Genomic DNA, 20167 nt, shown 5'->3' with positions numbered 1-20167 from the left:
CTGACCCGCCGCGAGGCCACGTCCTCCCCCCGTCGCGCGGGGCACAAGTCCGGGACGGCCCGGCCCTTTCCGGAGGGCCGCCATGGCCTGGATCTATCTCGTCATCGCGGGCCTGCTGGAGGTCGTCTGGGCCTTCGCGATGAAGCAGTCGGACGGCTTCACGCGCGTCTGGCCGACCGCCATCATGGCCGTATCGATGGCCGGCAGCGTCGGCTTCCTGGCGCTGGCCATGCGCACGCTGCCGCTGGGAACCGCCTACACGGTCTGGACCGGCATCGGCGCGGTCGGCGCCTTCCTGGTCGGCATTGCCGTCCTCGGGGAGCAGGCGAGCGCCGGCCGCATCCTCGCCGCCGGCCTGATCGGCTCCGGGCTCGTCCTGATGAAGCTGTCGAGCCCCGGCTGAGCGTCAGGCGGCGCGCACCGTGTGCAGGAAGGCGTCGATCTCCCGGCGCAGCTCGGCGGCTTCCTCCGAGAGGCTCGACGCCGAGGCCAGCATCCGCGTGGCGGCCGTGCCCGTGTCGTCGGCCGCCCGCGCCACCGCGTCGATCGTGCCGGTGACGGCGCCGGTCCCGGACGCCGCCTCGGCGACGTTCCGGGCGATCTCCCGGGTGGCCGCGCCCTGCTGCTCGACGGCGGCCGCGATCGAGGTCGCCACTCCGTCGATCTCGCGGATGCGCGCCGCGATCCCGTCGATCGCGTCCACGGTCTGCCCGGTCGCCCCCTGGATCCGGCCGACCTGACCGGCGATCTCCTCGGTGGCCCGAGCGGTCTGGGCGGCGAGCTGCTTCACCTCGCTGGCGACCACCGCGAAGCCGCGCCCCGCGTCGCCGGCGCGGGCCGCCTCGATCGTGGCGTTGAGCGCCAGCAGGTTCGTCTGGCCGGCGATGTCGGTGATGAGGCGCACGACGTCGCCGATCCGGCCCGCGGCATTGCTCAGCTCCTGCACGAGGCCGGCCGTGTCGCCGGCCTGGACCACCGCGCTCCGGGCGAGTTCGGCCGACCCGTCGACCTGGCGGCCGATCTCCTGCACCGAGGCGCCGAGTTCCTCCGCGGCCGCCGCGACCGTGCCGACGTGCTGGGCGGCCTCCTGCGCGGCCCCCGCCACCGTGGCCGAGCGCTCGGCCGTGTGCGTCGCCGTGCCGCTCATCGCCTCGGCATCGGCCCGCAGGCCGAGGGCGGCGTCCGCCACCCGGGCCAGCACGCCGCCGACTGCGGCCTCGAAGGACTCGGCCATGGCGTGGACCGCGCGCCGGCGCTGCACCTCGGCGCCCTCGCGCGCCAGGGCGGTCTCGCGCTCCAGGGCGCGGGTGTGGATCAGGTTGTCCTTGAAGACCTGCACGGCCGCGGCCATCGCGCCGATCTCGTCGCGGCGTCCCGTATGCGGGACCGGCACGGTCTCGTCGCCCTCGGCGAGGCGGCCCATCGCCCCGGTCATGCGCTGGATCGGCCGCGCGATCCCGAACAGGGCGAACAGCATCGCGGCCGCCGCGACCGCGAGGCCGACCACGGTGGCGATCATGGCGATCAGCTTGGCCCGCGTCGCCGCCTGCACTGTCTGGGTGACGTTGGCCACGGTCTGGCCCCGGGCCGCCGCGATCGACTCGGTCAGGCTGGCCACCGCGGCGTCGTTCTGCGCGCCCGTCGCGGGGTCCAGCACGAGCGCGAGGGCGCCCGGCTGATCGCCCGCGATCATCAGCTCGACCACCTGCAGCTGGACGTTCTGGTAGGCGTTCCACGCGTTGGTGAAGCGCTCGTAGATCGCGCGGGCCTCCGGGCTCGTCAGGCGCTCCTGATAGGCCTGCCGGAGCCCGGACAAGTCGCCGAGGGCGTCGGTCAGCGCCGCCTGGTTCCTGTCGAGGGCCGCCGCGTCGGGCGAGGCCACCGCGAGTCGGTAGAGCCGCAGGCGCGCGTCCCGCACGGCCGTTCCGATGGCCTCCGCCTGGTTCTGCGCCGGCAGGGCCTGCTCCGAGATGGCCGCGGCGTTCCGCTCGATCTCCGACAGGCTCACGACGCTGGCGATCCCCTGGCCGACGGCGGCGAGGGCGAGCAGGCCGATGGCACCGGCGAGGACCGTCTTGAGGGAGAAGCGCATGGGAGATTCCGTCCTCGCGGCCGCGCCGCGCCTTCAGGCCCCACCATGCTCCCGCAGAGGTCTTAAAATTCTATCGGCTCTAGACCAGCATTTGTTGTCAGAGCCACTTCTTCCAACGGAAGAAGAAGTAGGGGAATACGGCGGCCACGACCATCATGATCAGCGCCATCGGGTATCCGAATGCGAAATCTAGTTCCGGTATGGACTTAAAATTCATGCCGTAGATCGACGCGATCAGGGTCGGCGGCATGAAGACGACGGCCATGACCGAGAACAGCTTGATGATGTTGTTCTGCTCGAGGTTGACGAGCCCGAGGGTCGCGTCGAGCAGGAACTGGATCTTCGTCGACAGGAAGGTCGCGTGCTCCTCCAGGGACTGGAGATCCCGCAGGGTCGAGCGCACATCCTCGCGCAGGTCGCGCGGGGCCTTGTTGGTCCGGTAGGTCGCCGACAGCGAGAGCAGGATCCGCTCCATGGAGACGAGACTTTCCCGCTGCTTGGAGATGAGATCGCCGTGCCGGCCGAGGGCGCGCAACGTGTCCTGCAGCGCTGTGTTGCGCGCGGAGGGGTCCTCCTGCACTTCGAAGATCTTGCCCGACAGGCGGTCGATGCGCTCGCCCTGGAGCTGCAGCACGTCGGCGGCCCGGTCGATCACCGCCTCGATCAGCCCGGCCAGGATCGACTCGCCCGAGGGCGTCGACGCGCCGCCGTTGCCCATCGAGCGCCCGGCGCGCTGCGTGTACATGCGGAAGGCCTGCGGCTCCTCGTGGCGCACGGTCACCAGCCGGTTGCCGCGCAGGATGAAGGTGATGCCGGCCAGCCCCGGCTCCTCGGCGTCGCTGACCTTCGAGAGCACCCGGCCGGTCATGTAGCGGGCGCCGTCCTCGACGTAGAGCAGCTCCGAGGGCTCGATGTCCTTCATCTCCTCGCGGGTCGGCACCTCGATGCCCGCGAACGACTCGACCTTCAGTTCCTCCTCGCGGCTCGGGCGGATCAGGTCGAGCCAGACCGTGTCCTCGGGGATCGTGTCCTGGAGATCGATGACGCGGCGCTCAAGCAGCGTGGCTCCGGCGCCGACGGCGGGCTGGTGGATGAAGATCACGTACGGGTCTCGGATGCGGGTCGGTCACGGGACAGCGCGGGGCCGCAGCCCGCATCCGGCACCACGGTGGCCGATGCAAGCTGTGCCGCGGATGTGGCGCTGTTTTCTGACGCTTCCGTGACGCCCCGCGCCCGCCCCGCGGGTGGACGGGCGCGCGGCGCGGCGCGCGCGCATTCACGGTGTGCCGGGTCGGAGGCCGGGCACCGGGCTCCGCCGCAGCGGTCGGCTCCGGTTCGATCTCAGTTGCAGCCGTCGCAGATGCTGCCTTCGATCTTGTCGGTCAGGGCGCGCTCGCGCCGCCGCTGCTCGCGGGTCGGCACTTCGCCGGGGCCGAGGGACGTGCCGGGCGGCTTGGTCACGCCGAGGCTGTTGGTGTTCGGCGCCGTGATGGTCGAGGCCGGGCCGCTGCCGGTTCCGGTCTGGTCGGGCGCCAGCGTCTGCGCCGCGAGCGGGGTGGCGAGGGCGAGGCTCAGTGCGCCGAGCGTTGCGGGGGGAAGGATTCCGCGGATCATGATAGCTCTCCGGTCGCCGGGGAAACGTGAAACTTGACCGCAGGTTGCTTGGCTTAGCGCCGCCGTCCCGGCTCGCGCCGGAACACCCCGACCATCTCGACATGGCCCGAATGGCGGAACTGATCGACCGGCGTCACGGTCTCCAGCCGGTACCCGCCGGCGACCAGGGTCGCCGCGTCCCGCGCGAAGGTTCCGGCATCGCAGGCGACGCCGATCACGAGGGGAACGCGCGCCGCGGCGATCTGGCGGGCCTGGGCCTCCGCGCCGGCCCGGGGCGGGTCGAACACCACCGCGTCGAAGGGATCGAGTTCGGTGGGGAGCAGGGGCCGCCGGAACAGGTCGCGGCGCTCGCTGGTGATCCTGCGCAGGCCCGATGCGGCGCGCGCGGCGCGGTCGAGGCCCGCGAGGGCGGCGGCGTCGGACTCGACCGCGTGGACCGCGGCCGTCCGGGCGATCGCCAGGGTCAGCGGCCCGCAGCCCGCGAACAGGTCGGCGACGCGCCGGACGCGGGGTCCCAGGGCCGCCAGGGTCAGGTCGCAGAGCGTCGCCTGCCCGGCCGCGGTCGCCTGCAGGAAGCCGCCGGGGGCCGGGTAGAGGCGCGCGGCGCCGGAGGTGCCGCCGGCGGGATCGCCCGCCGTGACCGAGACCGGCTCGGCCTCCATCAGGCGCTCGCCGTGCAGCGACAGCCGGGCGAGACCGAGCTCGCCGGCGATCCGCACCAGCGCGGCGCCGACGCCGGCGCTCACCGGTCCGTGGCCGCGCAGGTCGACGTCCAGGCCCTGGTCGGTGGCCGTCACGGCCACGTCGAGGGGCTTGCGCCCGTGGCCCAGCGGGGCGGCGAGGCGGCGCGCGACCTCGGGGGCCGGGTGCAGCGCCGGCACGGTGATCGGGCAATGGTCGATCGGCACCAGCGCGTGGCTGCGCGCCGCCATCAGCCCGGCCTCGGCCCGGCCGCCGATCTCCCGCACGTGCAGGGTGAGGCGGCGGCGGCCCGCCCCGTGGGCGTCGAGGGTCGGGCCTGGCGTGACGTCGAGGCGCGCCTGGGACAGGGCCTGGGCGACGAGGTCGCGCTTCCAGGCGAGTTCCGCGGGCCGCGCGAGGTGCTGAGTGCGGCAGCCGCCGCAGCGCATGTAGTACGGGCAGAACGGCTCGACCCGGTCGGGCGAGGCCTGCGCGACGCCGAGCAGGACGCCGCGCCGCGCCTCCCGGCGGATCTCCGCGCGCTCCCCGGGCAGCGTGTAGGGTACCAGAGTCCCGTCCTCGGCGATCCCGTCGCCGCGGGCGCCGAGCGCCCGGATCGTGACCGTCTCGCTATTCGCTGGCTCGCTCACGGGAACCTCGCACCGATCAGGAACTCGGCATTGCCGTCGCCGCCCGGCACCGGCGAGTCGATCAGGCCCAGGATCGTGGCCCCGAGCCCCTCCAGGGTTTCGCGGACGGCCGCGCAGACCTCCGCGTGGACTGCCGGGTCGCGCACGAGGCCGCCGCGGCCGACCCGGGCGCGGCCGGCCTCGAATTGCGGCTTGATCAGCGCGACGATCGCCGATGCCGGCCTCAGCAGGCCCGGGAGGACCGGCAGCACGAGGCGCAGGCCGATGAAGCTCACGTCCACGCTCGCGAGGTCGGGCGGCGGGACGAGGGTGTCCGCGCCGAGGCCGCGAATGTCGGTGCCCTCGCGGTTGGTCACGCGCGGGTCCCCGGCGAGGCGCGGATGGAGCTGGCCCCGGCCCACGTCGAGGGCGTGGACGTGGCGCGCGCCGCGGGCGAGCAGCACGTCGGTGAAGCCGCCCGTCGAGGCGCCGACGTCGAGGGCGACCCGGCCGGCCGGATCGACGCCGAACGCGTCCAGCGCGGCGGCGAGCTTGAGGCCGCCGCGGGAGGCGTAGGGATGCTCGGGTTCCGCCTCGACCCGGGCCCCGGGGGCGATCGAGTCCGAGGGGCGCGCGAGCGGCCGCCCGTCGACCCGCACGAGTCCGGCACGGATCGCCGCCTGGGCGCGGGCCCGGCTCTCGAAATGGCCGTGCGCCACGAGGTACAGGTCGGCGCGTCGCGGACCAGGGTCGTCCGCGGGGTCGTCCGCGGGGGCCGCGCGGTCCGGGCTGGTCCGGTCTCGGGTCATCGGGGCTTCGTGCGGTTCCGGCAGGTCTGCGGCGGAGGTTTCGGGCCGCCGCCCTGTCGAAGGCCGGCGCGCTCCCTAACTAGACCGGGCCGGAAAGGAGAGCCACCGCATGACCCGCACCCTGCCGCTGCTCGCATTGCTCGGGACCGCCGCCGCCGGCGGCGCCCTGGCGCAGGAGCCTCCCAAGGAGGCGGCCAAACCGGCAGAGACCTACACGGCGCCGATCAAGAACGCGAAGGGCGACCCGATCGGAACGCTGGCGATCCGCGACGGGGCGAATACCCTGGTCCTGCGCGTGACGATCCAGCCCGGCGGACTGCCGCCCGGCTGGCACGGGATGCATTTCCACGCCGTGGGCGACTGCTCGGACCCGAAGTTCATGAACTCCAAGGCCCACGTGAACCACGACCAGAGCAAGCACGGGCTGCTCAACGCGGAGGGGCCCGACGAGGGCGACCTGCCGAACCTCTACGCGGCGCAGGACGGCTCGGCCAACGCCGAGGTCTCGAGTGAGACCCCGCTGAACGGCGAGGGCGGCCTGAAGGACGGCGACGGCGCGGCGCTGATCATCCACGCCAACGAGGACGACCACAACACCCAGCCGATCGGCGGTGCCGGCGACCGCATCGCCTGCGGGGTGATCAAGTAGCCGTCGCGGAGGGGGACGGCACGGCCGGCGGGATCGGCCGCGGCCGGCCGTCCTCGTCGATGGCCACGAAGGTGAAGGTGGCCTGCGTGACCCGCTCGCGGACCTGGGTGCAGAACCGCCGCGCCCAGGCCTCGACCTCAATCTTCATCGAGGTCCGGCCGACATGCGACACCCGGGTGTAGACGCACAGCACGTCGCCGACCCGGACCGGCCGGATGAAGGTCATCGATTCCAGCGCCACGGTGACCACCCGGCCCTGGGCCCGGTCGACGCCCGCGATGCCGCCGGCCTGATCCATCTGCGAGAGCACCCAGCCGCCGAAGATGTCGCCGTTGGCGTTGGTGTCGGCCGGCATCGCGATGGTGCGGACCGTGAGGTCGCCCTTCGGCAGATCGACTTCCGCGGGCGACGGCGCGCTTCCGGCCGGTGAGAGTGCGACGTGCTGCATGCCGTCCATCCGCCCCCGCGCGCCGTCAGGACATCAGGCCGGCGAGCTTGAGCCCCGCCGCCAGCAGAACGGCGACCGCGCTCAGGATGCATTCGAGCGGGATGGATTGCCAGAGGTCCGGCGTCGCCGCCGCGGGCTCGGCGGGTTGCGCAATATCGTTCATCGGGCTTCCTCTCGGGCGCGCCGATCTGCCGTCGACGGTCCCGTTCCCGGCACGATAAAGCAAGGCTCGCGCTCGCGCACCCCGAATCGGGGCGTGAGAAAGCCCGGCGGCTCGATGGAACCGCCGGGCCGGTCAGGTCGGAGAGCCGATCAGTAGTAGAACCGACGGCGCCAGTAGGGACGACGGTAGTAGGGGCGCGGGCCGTAGTAGAACCGGCGGCCGTAGTACGGGCGGCGCCAGTAGGGGCGCGGGCCGTAGAAGCGGCGACGGTAGTAGTACTGGGCCTTCTCGGCCACCGCCGGCGCGGCTTCGGCCGGCAGAGCCAGCCCCGGGCCGATGGGCGCGGCGGACGCGCCCTCAGGCGCCGCGGCCGCGAAGCCCAGCACCAGCAGGGCCGCGAGCAGGAATTTCCTCAGCACGGTCTCGACTCCCTTGGTATGGTTACGTCCTGGTCGACGAACCGCACGGGAAGCGAGGGCCCTCCGCCCGGTCCGAACCGCTGCAACGCACGGGCGAGCGGAAGCGTTGCAGCTTAACCGCTGCGACGTTTCGGACAGGGTTGACCGCGGGTTGAGACGCGCGGTCAGGCGATCTTCGTCGTCATGTCCTCGATGCGCGCCTCGGCGCTCTGGCGCACCAGGGCGATGCCGTGCTCGCAATCCTCGCGGCGGACATAGCCCTCGCCCGACTCGGCGATTACCTCGCCGTTGCGTGCCCGCAGGCGCCAGCGCCACTCGCCCTTGGCGTCCCGGTAGAGTTCGAACCGCATGCTGCAGGCCCCCGCTTCGTCCGCCCTTCAGATGGGTGCGGGCGCGCGCAAGGGAAGGCGCGGCCATGACGGCTCAGGGGTGCGGGATCATCCTGCCGGCCCGCGCGATCGGCGCCCCGCGACTCGAATTAGAACTTTTCTTCCTCTCGTTGTACGCTTCTCCCGCCGGGAGCCGGGACGCCTGAACAATAACGGGACGCCTGCGGCCGATGAGGGAGAGAGCATGAACGAGATCGTCCAGCCCGAGGCCTACTCGGAGGTCTTCTACGGCGCCTGCCCGCACGATTGCCCCGACACCTGCTCGATGCTCTTCGAGGTGAAGGGCGGCGAGCTCCTGAGCGTGCGCGGCAACCCGGACCACCCGATGACCCGCGGCGGTCTCTGCGTGAAGCTTAAGGATTACGAGAAGCGCCACTACCACCCGGACCGTGTGCTCTACCCGATGAAGCGCGTCGGCCCGAAGGGCTCCAAGCAGTTCGAGCGGATCACCTGGGACGAGGCGCTCGACACGATCGTCGACCGCTGGACGGCGATCATCGACCGGTACGGGCCGCAGGCCATCGCGCCCTACAGCTACCTCGGCAACCAGGGCCTCGTGCACGGTCTGAACGGCGGCGACGCCTTCTTCAACCGCCTGGGCGCCACCGTGACCGAGCGGACGTTCTGCGGCGAGGGCTCGTGCACGGCCTGGCTCCTCACCGTCGGGCCGACGGCCGGCCTCGATCCCGAGAGCTACATCCACTCCAAGTACATCGTGATCTGGGCCTGCAACTCGGTCAGCACCAATCTGCACCACTGGGCGATCGTGAAGGACGCCCAGAAGAAGGGCGCGAAGGTCGTCGTCATCGACGCCTACGCCTCGCGCACCGCGAAGGCCGCGGACTGGCACATCGCGCCGAGGCCGGGCACCGACGGCGCGCTCGCCATGGCGCTGATCAACTCCATCATCGCGCAGGGCCTCGTCGACCAGGACTACGTCGACAACCACACGATCGGCTTCGCCGACCTGAAGGAGCGGGCGGCCCCGCGCACGCCGGAATGGGCCGCGGAGATCACCGGCGTCCCCGCCGAGGATATCCGCAAGCTCGCCTACGAGATGGCGACCGAGCAGCCGGTGGGCATCCGGATGGGCGTGGCGCTGGAGCGGCACTACGGCGGCGGCCAGACCATCCGGGCGGTGACCTGCATCCCGGCGCTCACCGGCGCGTGGCGCCACGTCGGCGGCGGCGTCACCCAGTTCCCGGTCTGGGAGCATCCCTACAAGTTCGACGTGATGTGCCGGCCCGACCTGATCCCGGAAGGGACCCGGGTCGTCTCGAACCTCCAGATCGGCCGGGCGCTGACCGGCGAGCTGAAGCTCGACCCGCCGATCATGTCGATGATGTGCTGGAACTCGAACCCGGTCACGCAGGCGCCCGAGACCGACAAGATCGTCGAGGGCCTGATGCGCGAGGACCTGTTCATGGTCTCGGCCGAGCACTTCATCTCCGACACGGCCGCCTACGCCGACATCCTCCTGCCGGCCGCGATGGGCGCCGAGATGGAGGACATGATCCTGTCCTGGGGCCACCTCTACCTGACCTACAACACCAAGTGCGCGGAGGCGCCCGGCGAGGCGATCCCCAACAACGAGATCTTCCGCCGCCTCGCCGCCCGGCTCGGCTTCGAGGAGGAGAACTTCAAGTGGACCGACGCGGAGTGCCTGGAGCACTACGTCGACTGGTCGTCGCCGGCCTGCGCGGGCATCGACCTCCAGTACATGCGCGCGCACGGTTTCGCCCGGCTCAAGGTCGGCACGCCGGACGACCGCGCTCCGCACCGCGACGGCAACTTCCCGACCGATACCGGCAAGTGCATGCTCAAGATCGAGGGCGCCACGAACTTCGTCGCGCCGCCGTTCCGGCAGATGTACGAGGGCTTCCAGCCGGGCGAGCCCCTCGACCCGCTGCCCGATTACGTCGGCGCGCGGGAATCGCACGCGAACGATCCCGAGCTGGCCAAGCGCTACCCGCTCAACATCGTCTCGCCCAAGAGCCACTACTTCCTGAATTCCTGCTACGCCAACATGGAGGACAAGCAGAAGGGTCAGGGCGAGCAGTTCGTGATGATCAGCCCGGCCGACGCGTCGGCCCGCGGCATCGTCGACGGCGACCGCGTCCAGGTCGCCAACGCCCGCGGCGCCTTCAAGGGCGTCGCGCGCGTGACCGACGACGTCACGCACGGCGTCGTGGTGGCGACGCTGGGCTACTGGCGCCAGCTCAACGAGGGGACGGTGAACAGCATCTCGTCGGCGGCCTTCACCGACATGGGCCACGCGCCGTCGTTCTCCGACAACCTCGTCGAGGTCTCGCGGGCGAACTGATCGGCGCGGCGCGGCGACCCGCTCCCGGTCGCCGCGCTCGCACGGTCGCCCGGTCAGCCGGCGGCGCTGTCGGCGCTCCGCCGCCGGCGGGGCCGCGGCGCCGGCCGGATGTCCCCTCCGGCTGCCGGCAGGCCCCAGCCCTTCACCAGGGCGTAGACCGCCGGGATGACGATCAGGGTCAGGAGGGTCGACGAGACCATTCCGCCGATCATCGGCACCGCGATCCGCTGCATCACCTCCGAGCCTGCCCCCTGGCTCCAGAGGATCGGCAGCAGTCCCGCCATGATCGCCACGACCGTCATCATCTTGGGCCGCACCCGCTCGACCGCGCCGACCATGATGGCCGCCCGCAGATCCGCGCGGGTCAGGGGCCGCCCCGCCCGGTCGCACGCGGCCCGCGCCGCGTCGAGGGCGTGGTCGAGATAGACCAGCATGATCACCCCGGTCTCGGCGGCGACGCCGGCCAGCGCGATGAAGCCCACCGCCACCGCAACCGACAGGTTGAAGCCCATCCACCAGAGCAGCCAGACCCCGCCGACCAGCGCGAAGGGCAGGGACAGCGTGACGATGAGGGTCTCGGTGAGCCGCCGGAAGTTCAGGTAGAGGAGCAGGAACACGAGCAGCAGCGTCAGCGGGACGACGATCGCGAGGCGCGCCTCGGCCCGTTCCAGGGATTCGTACTGTCCGCTCCACTGGAGGGTGGTGCCGGCCGGCAGCGTCACCGCGTCGGCCACGGCCTGCCGCGCCGCCGCGACGTAGCCGCCGAGGTCCCGGCCGGCGATGTCGACGTAGATGTAGACCGCGAGCTGTCCGTTCTCGGTGCGGATCGCCGTCGGCCCGCGGGCCAGCGCCACGGCCGCGACCTCGCGCAGGGGCACGGTCCCGCCCGCCGGAAGCGGCACCTGCACCGTGTCGGCGATGGCGGCCGGGTCCGAGCGGAAGGCCCGCGGGTAGCGGACATTGACCGTGTAGCGCTCGCGGCCCTCGACGGTCTCGGTGACGCTCTGGCCGCCGAGCGCGGTGGCGATCACGTCCTGGACGTCCCCGACCCGCAGGCCGTAGCGCCCGAGCGCCTCCCGGTCCGGGGTGATGTCGAGGAAGTAGCCGCCGATCACCCGCTCGGCGTAGGCGCTCGACGTGCCGGCCACGGTCCGGAGCGCGCTCTCGACCTGCCGGGCCACCCCCTCCATCGCCGTGAGGTCGGTGCCCAGCACCTTCACGCCCACCGGCGTGCGGATGCCGGTCGCCAGCATGTCGATGCGGGCGCGGATCGGCTGCGTCCAGGCGTTCGACACGCCCGGGAACTGCAGCGCCGCGTCCATCTCGGCCTTGAGGCCGGCGAGCGTGACTCCCGGCCGCCACTCCGCCTTCGGCTTCAGGGCGATGACCGTCTCGAACATCTCCATCGGCGCCGGGTCGGTCGCCGTGGCCGCCCGGCCGGCCTTGCCGTAGACGGAGGCCACCTCCGGGAAGCTCTTGATGATCCGGTCCTGGGTGGCGAGCAGCGCGCCGGCCTGCGTCACCGAGATCCCCGGCAGCGTCGTCGGCATGTAGAGCAGGCTGCCCTCGTCGAGGTCCGGCATGAACTCCGAGCCGAGCTGCCGGGCCGGCCACGCGGTCGCGGCCAGGAGGCTGGCGGCGAGCAGGATCGTCGGGACCCGGGCCCGCAGCACGGCGGCGATCACCGGCCGGTAGATCCCGACGAGGAGCCGGTTCAGCGGGTTGCGGTGCTCGGGGACGATCCGCCCGCGCACGCACAGCACCATCAGGGCCGGCACCAGCGTCACCGACAGCAGGGCGGCCGCCGCCATCGCGAAGGTCTTGGTGTAGGCGAGCGGCCCGAACAGGCGGCCCTCCTGGCTCTCCAGGGTGAAGATCGGCAGGAAGCTGACCGTGATCACCAGGAGCGAGAAGAACAGGGACGGCCCGACCTCGGCGGCCGCCGCGATCAGGATCGCGACCCGGTCGCTCCCGGGGGGCGCCCGCTCCAGGTGCTTGTGGGCGTTCTCGATCATCACGATGGCGGCGTCGATCATGGCGCCGACCGCGATGGCGATGCCGCCCAGACTCATGATGTTGGCGCCGAGGCCCAGGGCCTTCATGCCGGCGAGCGCCATCAGGATCCCCACCGGCAGCATCAGGATGGCGACGAGGGCGCTGCGCACGTGCAGCAGGAACACGACGCAGACCAGGGAGACGACGAGGCTCTCCTCCACCAGGGTGTGCCGGAGGGTGTCGATCGCGGCCTCGATCAGCCGGGAGCGGTCGTAGACCGGCAGGATCTCGGTGCCGGCCGGGAGGCTCCGGGCCACCTCGGCGAGCTTCGCCTTCACGCTGTCGATGACGGACAGGGCGTTGGCGCCGAAGCGCTGGATCACGATGCCGCCGGCGACCTCGCCGTCGCCGTTCATCTCGGCGATGCCGCGCCGCTCGTCGGGCCCGAGCTCGACGCGGGCCACGTCCCGCACCCGCAGCGGCGTGCCCGCCGCACTCTTCAGGACGATGTTCTCGATGTCGGCGACGCCGCGCAGGTAGCCGCGGCCCCGCACCATGAACTCGAACTCGGAGAGCTCGACCGTGCGGCCGCCGACATCGGCGTTGCTCGCCCGGATCGCGTCCCGGAGCGCCGCGAGGGTGATGCCCTGGGCGCGCAGCCGGTTCGGATCGACGACCACGTTGTACTGCTTCACGAAGCCGCCGACGCCCGCGACCTCCGCGACGCCCTCCGCGCGCGAGGCCGCGAAGCGGATCACCCAGTCCTGCAGCGAGCGGAGTTCCGCCAGCGTCCGCTCCCGCGCGACCACGACGTACTGGTAGACCCAGCCGACGCCGGTGGCGTCGGGGCCCAGCGTCGGCGTCACGCCTTGCGGCAGGCGGCGCGCCGCGCCGCTGAGGTATTCCAGCACCCGGGAGCGGCCCCAGTACGGGTCGGTGCCGTCCTCGAAGATGACGTAGACGAAGGAGACGCCGAAGAACGAGAAGCCCCGCACCACCTTGGCCCGCGGCACCGTCAGCATGGCAGTGGTGAGCGGGTAGGTGACTTGGTCCTCCACCACCTGCGGCGCCTGGCCGGGATACTCGGTGTAGACGATGGCCTGCACGTCCGAGAGGTCGGGGATGGCGTCCAGCGGCAGCGTCCGGAGGGCCACGAGGCCGGCGCCGACCGCCAGCGCTGTCCCGACCAGCACCAGGACCAGGTTGCGGGCCGACCAGTCTATGAGGCGGGCGATCACGGGGCATCTCCCGCACGGGCGGCCTGCCGGTCGTCCCGCGACGGGGCGAGGCTCTGAAGTGCCGCCTTCAGGTTGCTCTCGGCGTCGATCAGGAAGTTCGCCGCCGTGACCACCCGGTCGCCGGCCGCGAGGCCGGCGCGGATCTCGGTGAAGCCCTCGCCCCGCGCGCCGAGGGTCACGGCCCGCGGCTCGAAGCGGCCCTCGCCGCGCTCGAGCAACACGACCTGGCGCGTGCCGGTGTCGAGGACGGCGTCGTCCGGGACCGCCACCACCGGCTCGGCGCTCCCCGTGGCGATCGCGACGTCGGCGTACATGTCGGGCAGGAGCGCGCCGTCCGGGTTCGGCAGCTCGATCCGCACCCGGGTGGCGCGGGTCTCGGGATTCACCTGCGGGTAGATCACCGCCACCCGGCCGGTGACGGTCCGGCCCGGCGCGGAGCGCGGGCGCACGGTCGCGACCTGGCCGACGCGGATCCCCGCGAGGTCGCGCTCGGGCACGTCGGCCAGCACCCACAGCACCGCGATGTCGGCGATCCGGAACAGCGTGTCGCCGGCCGCGGCCTTCATGCCCTCCACGGCGTTCCGCTGCAGGACGAGGCCGTCCCGGGGCGAGGACCACGTGATGGCCATCGGCACCGTGCGGGTGCGCTCCATCGCGTCGATGACGTCCGCGGAGACGTTGAGGTTCTGCAGCCGCCGGCGGGCGCCGTCGAAGCCGGGATTGGCGATGAGCTGGGCCGCGGCCGCGTTGATCTCCGGCGCGTAGATGTGGACCAGGGGCTGGCCGCGGCGGACCCGATCTCCGGTCGTGACGCCCTCGACCCGGTCGACATAGGCGTCGGAGCGCGTCGCCACGACGGTGACGCGGCGCTCGTCGAGGGCCAGCGTGCCGGGCACGCGCACCGGCTGCGCCACCACCCGCCGCTCGGCGGTCGCGATCCGCACGCCGGTGCGCTGGATCCGGCCGGCCGGGACCGTCACGACCGGGCCGCCCGCCTCCGCGTCGGCGTAGACGGGGATGTAGTCCATCCCCATCGAGTCCCTCTTCGGCACCGGCGACGTGTCCGGCAGGCCCATCGGGTTGCGGTAGTAGAGGATCGCGCGCGTGCCGGAATCGGGCCGGTGGCCGGCGGCCTCCGCGCCGGCCGCGTCGGGGCCGGGAACGTCGTCCGGGAGATCGAAGCGGACGTCCTCGCTGGCGCGCACCGGCCGGAACTCGCGCCCGTCCGCGGTCATCATCGGCGCCAGCGAGTAGACCGGCTTCCCGTCCGGATCCCGGTAGTAGACCACCGGGCCCGTCGCCGCCGCATTCGGCGCCGGGACGGATGGGGCCGGGACGGACGGGGCCGGACCGCTCGGCCGCCACGCGGCGAACCGCGTCCGGGCGGCCGCGACCAGCGCCGGCACGGGGTCGCCCCCGTGCCCCGCGCCGTAGCCGATCCCCCCCGCCGCGAGCGCGGCGAGGGTCCCGGCGAACCAGGCGGTGCGGCTCACTTGGCGGCCTGGACGATCAGCTGGTCGTCGACCGTGCCGGTCTCACCCTGGACCTTCGCGGCGAGCGACAGGCGCCAGCGGCCCTGCATCGAGAGCTTGGCCTTGAAGCGGTAGATCCCGGGCTCGGTGGACGGTAGCTGCTCGACCTTGGTGGCCATCTCCTCCATGGCGTCGGGCGCCATGTCGAGGCGCCTGGCGAAGACCACGGCGTCGGGCACCGGCTTGCCGGTCCGCCGGTCGACGAGCCGGACGGCGAGGATCGCCTCGCCGACCTTGGCGTCGGGCTGCACGAGTTCGAAGCGGTAATCCTTGACGTCGGCGCGCGCCGGCAGGGCCGGGACCGACAGGACGGCGCCGAGCAGCGCGGCCGCGGCGGCGCGCGCGAGGGGAAGCTTGATCACGGGTTTTGTCTCCTGAACGCGATGGGAGGTGCGCGCGGACGCGCGTCACCGTGCCGGCGCGCGCGCCGGCGGCATCGGGTTCAGGCCCGGGGAGGCTCGGGCAGCGGGGCTCCCGGCCGGCTGGCGAAGGCCGCGGCCTCGGGCCAGCGGGTGCTCAGACCGCGCGCGGTCGGTACGGGGAGGGCGATCGCGGCCGGGAGGAGCGAGGCCAGGCCCGCCAGGCAGAGCGCCATCAGCGGGCAACCCTTGGCACAGTCGGGTTTGGCCGGCTTCGGGCAGCACGGCATGGCGTCCATGTCCGCGATCGTGCCGGAAACACCGGACTCCGCGGCGGCCGCCTCCGGCGCGCCGGCGTGGTGGTGGTCCATGTGGCCGTGGGCCGGCGCCGCCATCGGCGCGTGCGGGCCCGCGATGGCCGCGGGCGCGGTCACCGGCGTCAGGGCGAGGCTGATCACCGCGAGGAGCGGTAACAGGCGCCGAAGGGCCGACCAGGGGTTCACGGCGTCAGGATGCCAAATTCCGGGCGGGAGCGGAAGTGCGGACTCGACCCGCGACGAGGGCGCGCCGCGTCCATCGGCGGGTGATCGCCTGAGCGCTCACCGGAAACGAGGCCGCCCGGGACGTTTCCGTCCCGGGCGGCGTGATCGTCACTCAGGAACGGGGCGCCCGCTCCAGCCAGCCGATGCTGCGCCCCTCGCCGCCACCGCCGCCGCTGCGCGGACGGGCCTCGGCGCGCTGGGGACGCCCGTCTCGGTTCGGGCGGCCCTGGTTCGGGCGCTCGCCCTGCGGGCGGGCGGGCCGGTCCGCGCGTGCGTCGCGGCCGTCCTGGGGCCGACCCTGCCGGGGTGCGCCCTGGCCTGGACCGCCGAAGCCGCGGCCGCCCTCGGGCCGGCCCTGCTGGGGACGACCCTGCTGGGGACGGCCCTGCTGCTGCCGGGGCCGCTGGCCCTGGCGGCCGCCGCCGGGGCGCTGCTGCGGACGCTCGGGCCGGCGCTCCTCCTCCCGGGCGATCTCGGCCGCCTCCTGGCGGGACGGCGGGGTGAAGCCCTCGGGGAAGCCCGCCACCGGGACCTTCTGCCGGGTCACGCGCTCGATGTCGCGCAGGTAGGCCTTCTCCTCGTCGTTGCAGAACGAGATGGCGAGGCCGTCGGCGCCGGCGCGGGCGGTGCGGCCGATCCGGTGGACGTAGCTCTCCGGCACGTTCGGCAGGTCGAAATTGACCACGTGGCTCACGCCCTCGACGTCGATGCCGCGGGCGGCGATGTCGGTGGCGACCAGGACCCGGCAGGAGCCGTCCTTGAAGGCGGCCAGCGCCCGCTCGCGCTGCGGCTGGCTCTTGTTGCCGTGGATCGCGGCCGCCGCGATGCCGACCTTGTCGAGCCCGCGCACGACCCGGTCCGCCCCGTGCTTGGTGCGGGTGAAGACGAGCACGCGCTCGATCGCCGGATCGCGCAGGATGTGACCGAGCAGCGCCTGCTTGGCGCCGGTATGGACGAAGATCACCTCCTGCTCGACTCGCTCGGCCGTGGTGGCGACGGGGGTCACCGCGACCTGGACCGGGTCGGTCAGGTACTGCGCCGCGAGGCCGGCGATGTTCTTCGGCATGGTGGCCGAGAAGAACAGGCTCTGGCGCTTCTCGGGCAGCATCTTCACGATGCGCTTGAGGGCGTGGATGAAGCCGAGGTCGAGCATCTGGTCGGCCTCGTCGAGGACGAGGATCTCGACGCCCTCCAGGGTCAGCGAGCGGCGGTCGACGAGGTCGATCAGCCGGCCCGGGGTCGCGACGAGGATGTCGACGCCCGGCGCCAGCGCGCGCTCCTGGCGGCTGATGGTGACGCCGCCGAACACCACCGTCGTGGTGTAGGACAGGTGCCGGCCGTAATCGGTGAACGATTCGGCGATCTGATTGGCGAGCTCGCGGGTCGGCGAGAGCACCAGCACCCGGCAGCCGCGGCGCGGGGCGCGGCGGTCCGAGAGCGAGAGGCGGTGCAGGATCGGCAGCGCGAAGGCCGCGGTCTTGCCGGTGCCGGTCTGGGCAATGCCGCAGAGGTCGCGGCCCTCCATGGCCGGCGGGATCGCCTGGGCCTGGATCGGGGTCGGCGCGACGTAGCCGGCCTCGCTGAGCGCCCGCAGCACGGGCTGGGCGAGGCCGAAATCGGTGAATTGGGTCAAGGATGTATCCGATGCAGCAGGGCCGGCCGGGCGCCTCGCGTCTCGCGCGCGGTGCCGTGTTGAAGCCGGTCCGTTGGCAGGGGGCAGCCCGCGTGATGGGGCGGCCCGGGTGCATGCACGTTATGAAGAGGGGGGCCGGATCACGCCGGGTGGCGCCCGATCCGTCACGCAGCCCCCTCAAGCGGGCCATGACGGCCGCTGACGCTGCGCCGCCGATATGCGTGTGTGCGGCTGCGAAGTCAATGCAGGGCCGGGTTGCGGCCCGGTCAGGCCGAGCGCCGCGCGGTCCGGTACAGGGCCGCCGTCGCGCCGGCGAACAGCGCGAGGCCGGCGAACAGCGCGGGGCCCTGCGCCTCCGAACCGGGCAGCGCCAGGGGCGCGTCGCTGCCCGACAGGTAGACGATCAGCGCGAAGGCGACGCCCCACAGGCTCTCGCCGACGATCGAGCCGGTCGCGGTGAGCGTGCCCATGCGCAGGGCCAGCTCCGGATCGGGCCGCCCCCGGGCCCAGCGGTCGTAGAACGTGCCGATCGCGGCGCCCGCCACCAGCGGCAGGACCAGCTTCATCGGCAGGTAGATCCCGAGGGCGACGGCCAGCGGCGGCAGGCGCAGGACATTCAGGCGCCCGAGAGCCGCGTCCAGGCCGACGAGGCCGAGGCCGGCGACGGCGCCCCAGGCCAGCATCCGCCAGTTGGCATCGCCGGTCAGGACGCCCCGGGCCAGTGCCGAGATCAGCCCGGCCTGCGGTGCCGCGAGGGCGTTCGGGCCCGCCCCGGGCGCGCCCGCGAAGCCGAAGCTGGTGCCGAGGAGGTTCAGCACCGGTGGGATGATGACGGAGCCGAAGGCCACGCCGATGACCAGGGCGACCTGCTGCTTCCAGGGCGTCGCGCCGACGAGCTGCCCGGTCTTTAGATCCTGCAGGTTGTCGTTGGCGATGGTGGCGACGCCGAACACGATCCCGGTGACCGCCAGGGCGTAGGCGACCAGCGCCCGGGTGCCCTCCGGATCGGTCCCGCGGCCGAACAGCCCCAGGAGAAGGGCCGCGCTCGCCAGCACGGCGAGGATTCCGACGCCCGACAGGGGAGAGTTCGAGGCGCCGATCAGCCCGGCCATGTAGCCAGTCACGGCGGCGACGCAGAGGCCGATCACGAGGATGAACAGCAGGGCGCCGGCGATCAGCGGGAGGGCCTCGCCTTCCAGCGGCGTCCCGGCCAGCACGGTCCACAGCAGCCAGCCGATCGGCGCGAGCAGGGCCAGGGAGACCAGCACCACTGCGGCGACCGGCAGGTCGCGCTCCGCGACGGCGAGCGCCGCGCCGGCCGCGCGGGCGCGCCCGGCCGCCAGCGCCGAGCGGATGCCGCCGAGTACCGGAGCGGCGATCCGCACCAGGGTCCAGACCGCCGCGACGCCCATCACGCCGGCGCCGAAGAAGCGCACGTCCTGGCGGAACACCGCGCCGACCCAGGCCTCCAGGCCGGCGCCCGGCATCGGCTGCGCGGCGGTCAGCAGCGGGATGAGGCCGCCCCAGGCGATCGCCAGCCCCAGGGCCATCGCGGCCCCGACCGAGGGCCCGACGAGGTGGCCGACGCCGATCAGCGCGAAGGACAGGTTGCCGGCGATCCCGGTGGCGCCCGCGCCGACCCGGAACCACGTGCCGGCGCTGTCGAGGACGAGCCGGGTCTGGGCCAGCGCCGCGAAGGCCGCCGAGACGAGGCCGTTCCACGCGAGGAGCCGCAGGCCGCGGGCGCTGTCGGCTTCCCCGGCACGGCTGCCGGAGCCCACCGCCAGCACCTCGGCGGCGGCCCGGCCCTCGGGAAAGGGCAGGTCGGCCTCGACCACGAGGGCGCGGCGCAGGAGCACGGAGAACATCACGCCGAGGATCCCCCCCGTCGCGGTGATGCCCGCGGTGGTGAGCCACGGAAAGCCCTGCCACCAGCCGATCATCACCAGACCGGGCAGCACGAAGATGATCGCCGACAGGGTGCCGGCCGCGGAAGCGACGGTCTGGACGATGTTGTTCTCCAGGACCGTGGCGCCGGGCAGGCGCCGCAGGATCGCCATGGAGATGACGGCGGCGGGAATCGAGGTGGCGAAGGTCAGGCCGACCTTGAGGCCGAGATAGACGTTGGCGGCGGTGAAGATCAGCGTGATCGCGCCGCCGAGGGCGATGCCGCGCAGCGTCAGTTCGGCGGGCTGGGGGACGCTGGACATGCGGACCGGACCCGGCTGCGGGACCGGACCAGTCTAGGAACAGGACCGGAGAAAAGACAGCCGCGCCCACGATCAGCCGCCGGTATCCGAAGCCGCGCGGCGGGCAAAGCCGCGTCCCGGTCAAGGATCCCGGCCGCGCCGCGGCCCGGCATTGCCTGGCTGTCCGTCGCCGTCCGGCGGCGGTGCGCCCGACGCGCCGAGGATTTCCCGAGAACCCGGTTCGACCACCGGTCCACGCTGGTGCCGTCTTCCGGACGTTGCCGGGCCGTGCTTTTCTCGGCGCTGTGACGGATGGATGCCTCTGTTTTGCGCGGAAAGCCCTGATTTTTTCAGAATTGACGGTATTTATGTCTCGTTCGATCGTGAGAATGTATGGAAATATACTTAGCGATCGGGCCGAGTGACCGCTGCGCGGCCGGCCGATATCGCGGCGGCGACTCCA

Annotated in this window: 18 protein-coding genes; 3 read left to right on the top strand and 15 right to left on the bottom strand. The window is 72.9% G+C overall.

Features of this window, described 5'->3' with window-relative positions:
- Positions 1-82 precede the first annotated feature (82 nt).
- Positions 83-403: a DMT family transporter gene (locus ME121_RS19925; protein ID WP_012320758.1), complete on the top strand. Its 321-nt coding sequence runs from the start codon at positions 83-85 to the stop codon at positions 401-403.
- Between the two features lie 3 nt (positions 404-406).
- Here ME121_RS19925 and ME121_RS19920 read toward each other — a convergent pair whose 3' ends face one another.
- The 5 genes from ME121_RS19920 to ME121_RS19900 all read right to left on the bottom strand — a co-directional run bounded on the left by ME121_RS19920 (position 407) and on the right by ME121_RS19900 (position 5825).
- Complete coding sequence (locus tag ME121_RS19920) at positions 407-2092, bottom strand: methyl-accepting chemotaxis protein (RefSeq protein WP_012320757.1); 1686 nt, start codon at positions 2090-2092, stop codon at positions 407-409.
- Between the two features lie 97 nt (positions 2093-2189).
- Positions 2190-3194, bottom strand: a complete 1005-nt coding sequence (locus ME121_RS19915) for a magnesium transporter CorA family protein (protein ID WP_012320756.1) — start codon at positions 3192-3194, stop codon at positions 2190-2192.
- A gap of 239 nt (positions 3195-3433) precedes the next feature.
- A complete protein-coding gene (locus ME121_RS19910) occupies positions 3434-3706 on the bottom strand; it encodes a hypothetical protein (RefSeq protein WP_012320755.1) in 273 nt (90 codons plus the stop codon).
- A gap of 53 nt (positions 3707-3759) precedes the next feature.
- Positions 3760-5037, bottom strand: coding sequence for a class I SAM-dependent RNA methyltransferase (locus tag ME121_RS19905; protein ID WP_059409488.1), 1278 nt, complete (start codon positions 5035-5037; stop codon positions 3760-3762).
- Positions 5034-5825 (bottom strand): TlyA family RNA methyltransferase, encoded by a 792-nt coding sequence (locus tag ME121_RS19900; RefSeq protein WP_012320753.1) that lies wholly within the window; start codon positions 5823-5825, stop codon positions 5034-5036. The genes ME121_RS19905 and ME121_RS19900 overlap by 4 nt, the downstream gene beginning before the upstream one ends.
- 109 nt (positions 5826-5934) lie before the next feature.
- Here ME121_RS19900 and ME121_RS19895 point away from each other — a divergent pair, with 109 nt between their 5' ends.
- Positions 5935-6474 carry a superoxide dismutase family protein gene (locus tag ME121_RS19895; protein WP_012320752.1) on the top strand — a complete coding sequence of 180 codons (540 nt, stop codon included), beginning with the start codon at positions 5935-5937 and terminating at the stop codon, positions 6472-6474.
- Here ME121_RS19895 and ME121_RS19890 read toward each other — a convergent pair.
- The 4 genes from ME121_RS19890 to ME121_RS19880 form a co-directional block, all read right to left on the bottom strand.
- Entirely contained in the window at positions 6467-6922 is a 456-nt protein-coding gene (locus ME121_RS19890) for an acyl-CoA thioesterase (RefSeq protein ID WP_012320751.1), read from the bottom strand. The two genes, ME121_RS19895 and ME121_RS19890, sit on opposite strands and share 8 nt — an antisense overlap.
- Before the next feature lie 25 nt (positions 6923-6947).
- Positions 6948-7085 carry a hypothetical protein gene (locus ME121_RS33860; protein WP_012320750.1) on the bottom strand — a complete coding sequence of 46 codons (138 nt, stop codon included), beginning with the start codon at positions 7083-7085 and terminating at the stop codon, positions 6948-6950.
- Positions 7086-7234: 149 nt separating this feature from the next.
- On the bottom strand, positions 7235-7504 hold the full coding sequence (locus ME121_RS19885) for a hypothetical protein (RefSeq protein ID WP_012320749.1): 270 nt from the start codon (positions 7502-7504) through the stop codon (positions 7235-7237).
- 164 nt (positions 7505-7668) lie between these two features.
- A complete protein-coding gene (locus ME121_RS19880) occupies positions 7669-7854 on the bottom strand; it encodes a YegP family protein (protein WP_012320748.1) in 186 nt (61 codons plus the stop codon).
- 223 nt (positions 7855-8077) lie between these two features.
- Here ME121_RS19880 and ME121_RS19875 point away from each other — a divergent pair, with 223 nt between their 5' ends.
- Positions 8078-10216, top strand: coding sequence for a molybdopterin-containing oxidoreductase family protein (locus ME121_RS19875; RefSeq protein ID WP_024829112.1), 2139 nt, complete (start codon positions 8078-8080; stop codon positions 10214-10216).
- A 53-nt stretch (positions 10217-10269) separates the two neighbouring features.
- Here ME121_RS19875 and ME121_RS19870 read toward each other — a convergent pair whose 3' ends face one another.
- From ME121_RS19870 to ME121_RS19845, 6 genes are all read right to left on the bottom strand, one after another.
- Entirely contained in the window at positions 10270-13449 is a 3180-nt protein-coding gene (locus tag ME121_RS19870; protein ID WP_059409487.1) for an efflux RND transporter permease subunit, read from the bottom strand.
- Positions 13446-14942, bottom strand: a complete 1497-nt coding sequence (locus ME121_RS19865) for an efflux RND transporter periplasmic adaptor subunit (RefSeq protein ID WP_059409486.1) — start codon at positions 14940-14942, stop codon at positions 13446-13448. Before ME121_RS19865 ends, ME121_RS19870 begins: the two co-directional genes overlap by 4 nt.
- Positions 14939-15343: a FixH family protein gene (locus tag ME121_RS19860; RefSeq protein ID WP_059409485.1), complete on the bottom strand. Its 405-nt coding sequence runs from the start codon at positions 15341-15343 to the stop codon at positions 14939-14941. Before ME121_RS19860 ends, ME121_RS19865 begins: the two co-directional genes overlap by 4 nt.
- A gap of 80 nt (positions 15344-15423) precedes the next feature.
- Positions 15424-15843, bottom strand: coding sequence for a hypothetical protein (locus ME121_RS19855; protein ID WP_059409484.1), 420 nt, complete (start codon positions 15841-15843; stop codon positions 15424-15426).
- A 151-nt stretch (positions 15844-15994) separates the two neighbouring features.
- A complete protein-coding gene (locus tag ME121_RS19850; RefSeq protein ID WP_012320742.1) occupies positions 15995-17515 on the bottom strand; it encodes a DEAD/DEAH box helicase in 1521 nt (506 codons plus the stop codon).
- A 266-nt stretch (positions 17516-17781) separates the two neighbouring features.
- A complete protein-coding gene (locus ME121_RS19845) occupies positions 17782-19725 on the bottom strand; it encodes an OPT family oligopeptide transporter (protein WP_059409483.1) in 1944 nt (647 codons plus the stop codon).
- Positions 19726-20167 lie beyond the last annotated feature (442 nt).

Source organism: Methylobacterium sp. ME121, from assembly GCF_000974725.1.
Taxonomy (GTDB): domain Bacteria; phylum Pseudomonadota; class Alphaproteobacteria; order Rhizobiales; family Beijerinckiaceae; genus Methylobacterium; species Methylobacterium radiotolerans.
Note: the sequence above shows the minus strand (reverse complement) of the source record. Positions and strands in the feature narration are given on the sequence as shown.

What these genes read in the sequence shown, in the direction of transcription:
- ME121_RS19900 (WP_012320753.1), bottom strand. Translation starts at nt 5,825, where the DNA reads ATGACCCGAGACCGGACCAGCCCGGACCGCGCGGCCCCCGCGGACGAC.
- ME121_RS19910 (WP_012320755.1), bottom strand. Translation starts at nt 3,706, where the DNA reads ATGATCCGCGGAATCCTTCCCCCCGCAACGCTCGGCGCACTGAGCCTC.
- ME121_RS19880 (WP_012320748.1), bottom strand. Translation starts at nt 7,854, where the DNA reads ATGCGGTTCGAACTCTACCGGGACGCCAAGGGCGAGTGGCGCTGGCGC.
- ME121_RS33860 (WP_012320750.1), bottom strand. Translation starts at nt 7,085, where the DNA reads ATGAACGATATTGCGCAACCCGCCGAGCCCGCGGCGGCGACGCCGGAC.
- ME121_RS19890 (WP_012320751.1), bottom strand. Translation starts at nt 6,922, where the DNA reads ATGCAGCACGTCGCACTCTCACCGGCCGGAAGCGCGCCGTCGCCCGCG.
- ME121_RS19925 (WP_012320758.1), top strand. Translation starts at nt 83, where the DNA reads ATGGCCTGGATCTATCTCGTCATCGCGGGCCTGCTGGAGGTCGTCTGG.
- ME121_RS19875 (WP_024829112.1), top strand. Translation starts at nt 8,078, where the DNA reads ATGAACGAGATCGTCCAGCCCGAGGCCTACTCGGAGGTCTTCTACGGC.
- ME121_RS19845 (WP_059409483.1), bottom strand. Translation starts at nt 19,725, where the DNA reads ATGTCCAGCGTCCCCCAGCCCGCCGAACTGACGCTGCGCGGCATCGCC.
- ME121_RS19895 (WP_012320752.1), top strand. Translation starts at nt 5,935, where the DNA reads ATGACCCGCACCCTGCCGCTGCTCGCATTGCTCGGGACCGCCGCCGCC.
- ME121_RS19920 (WP_012320757.1), bottom strand. Translation starts at nt 2,092, where the DNA reads ATGCGCTTCTCCCTCAAGACGGTCCTCGCCGGTGCCATCGGCCTGCTC.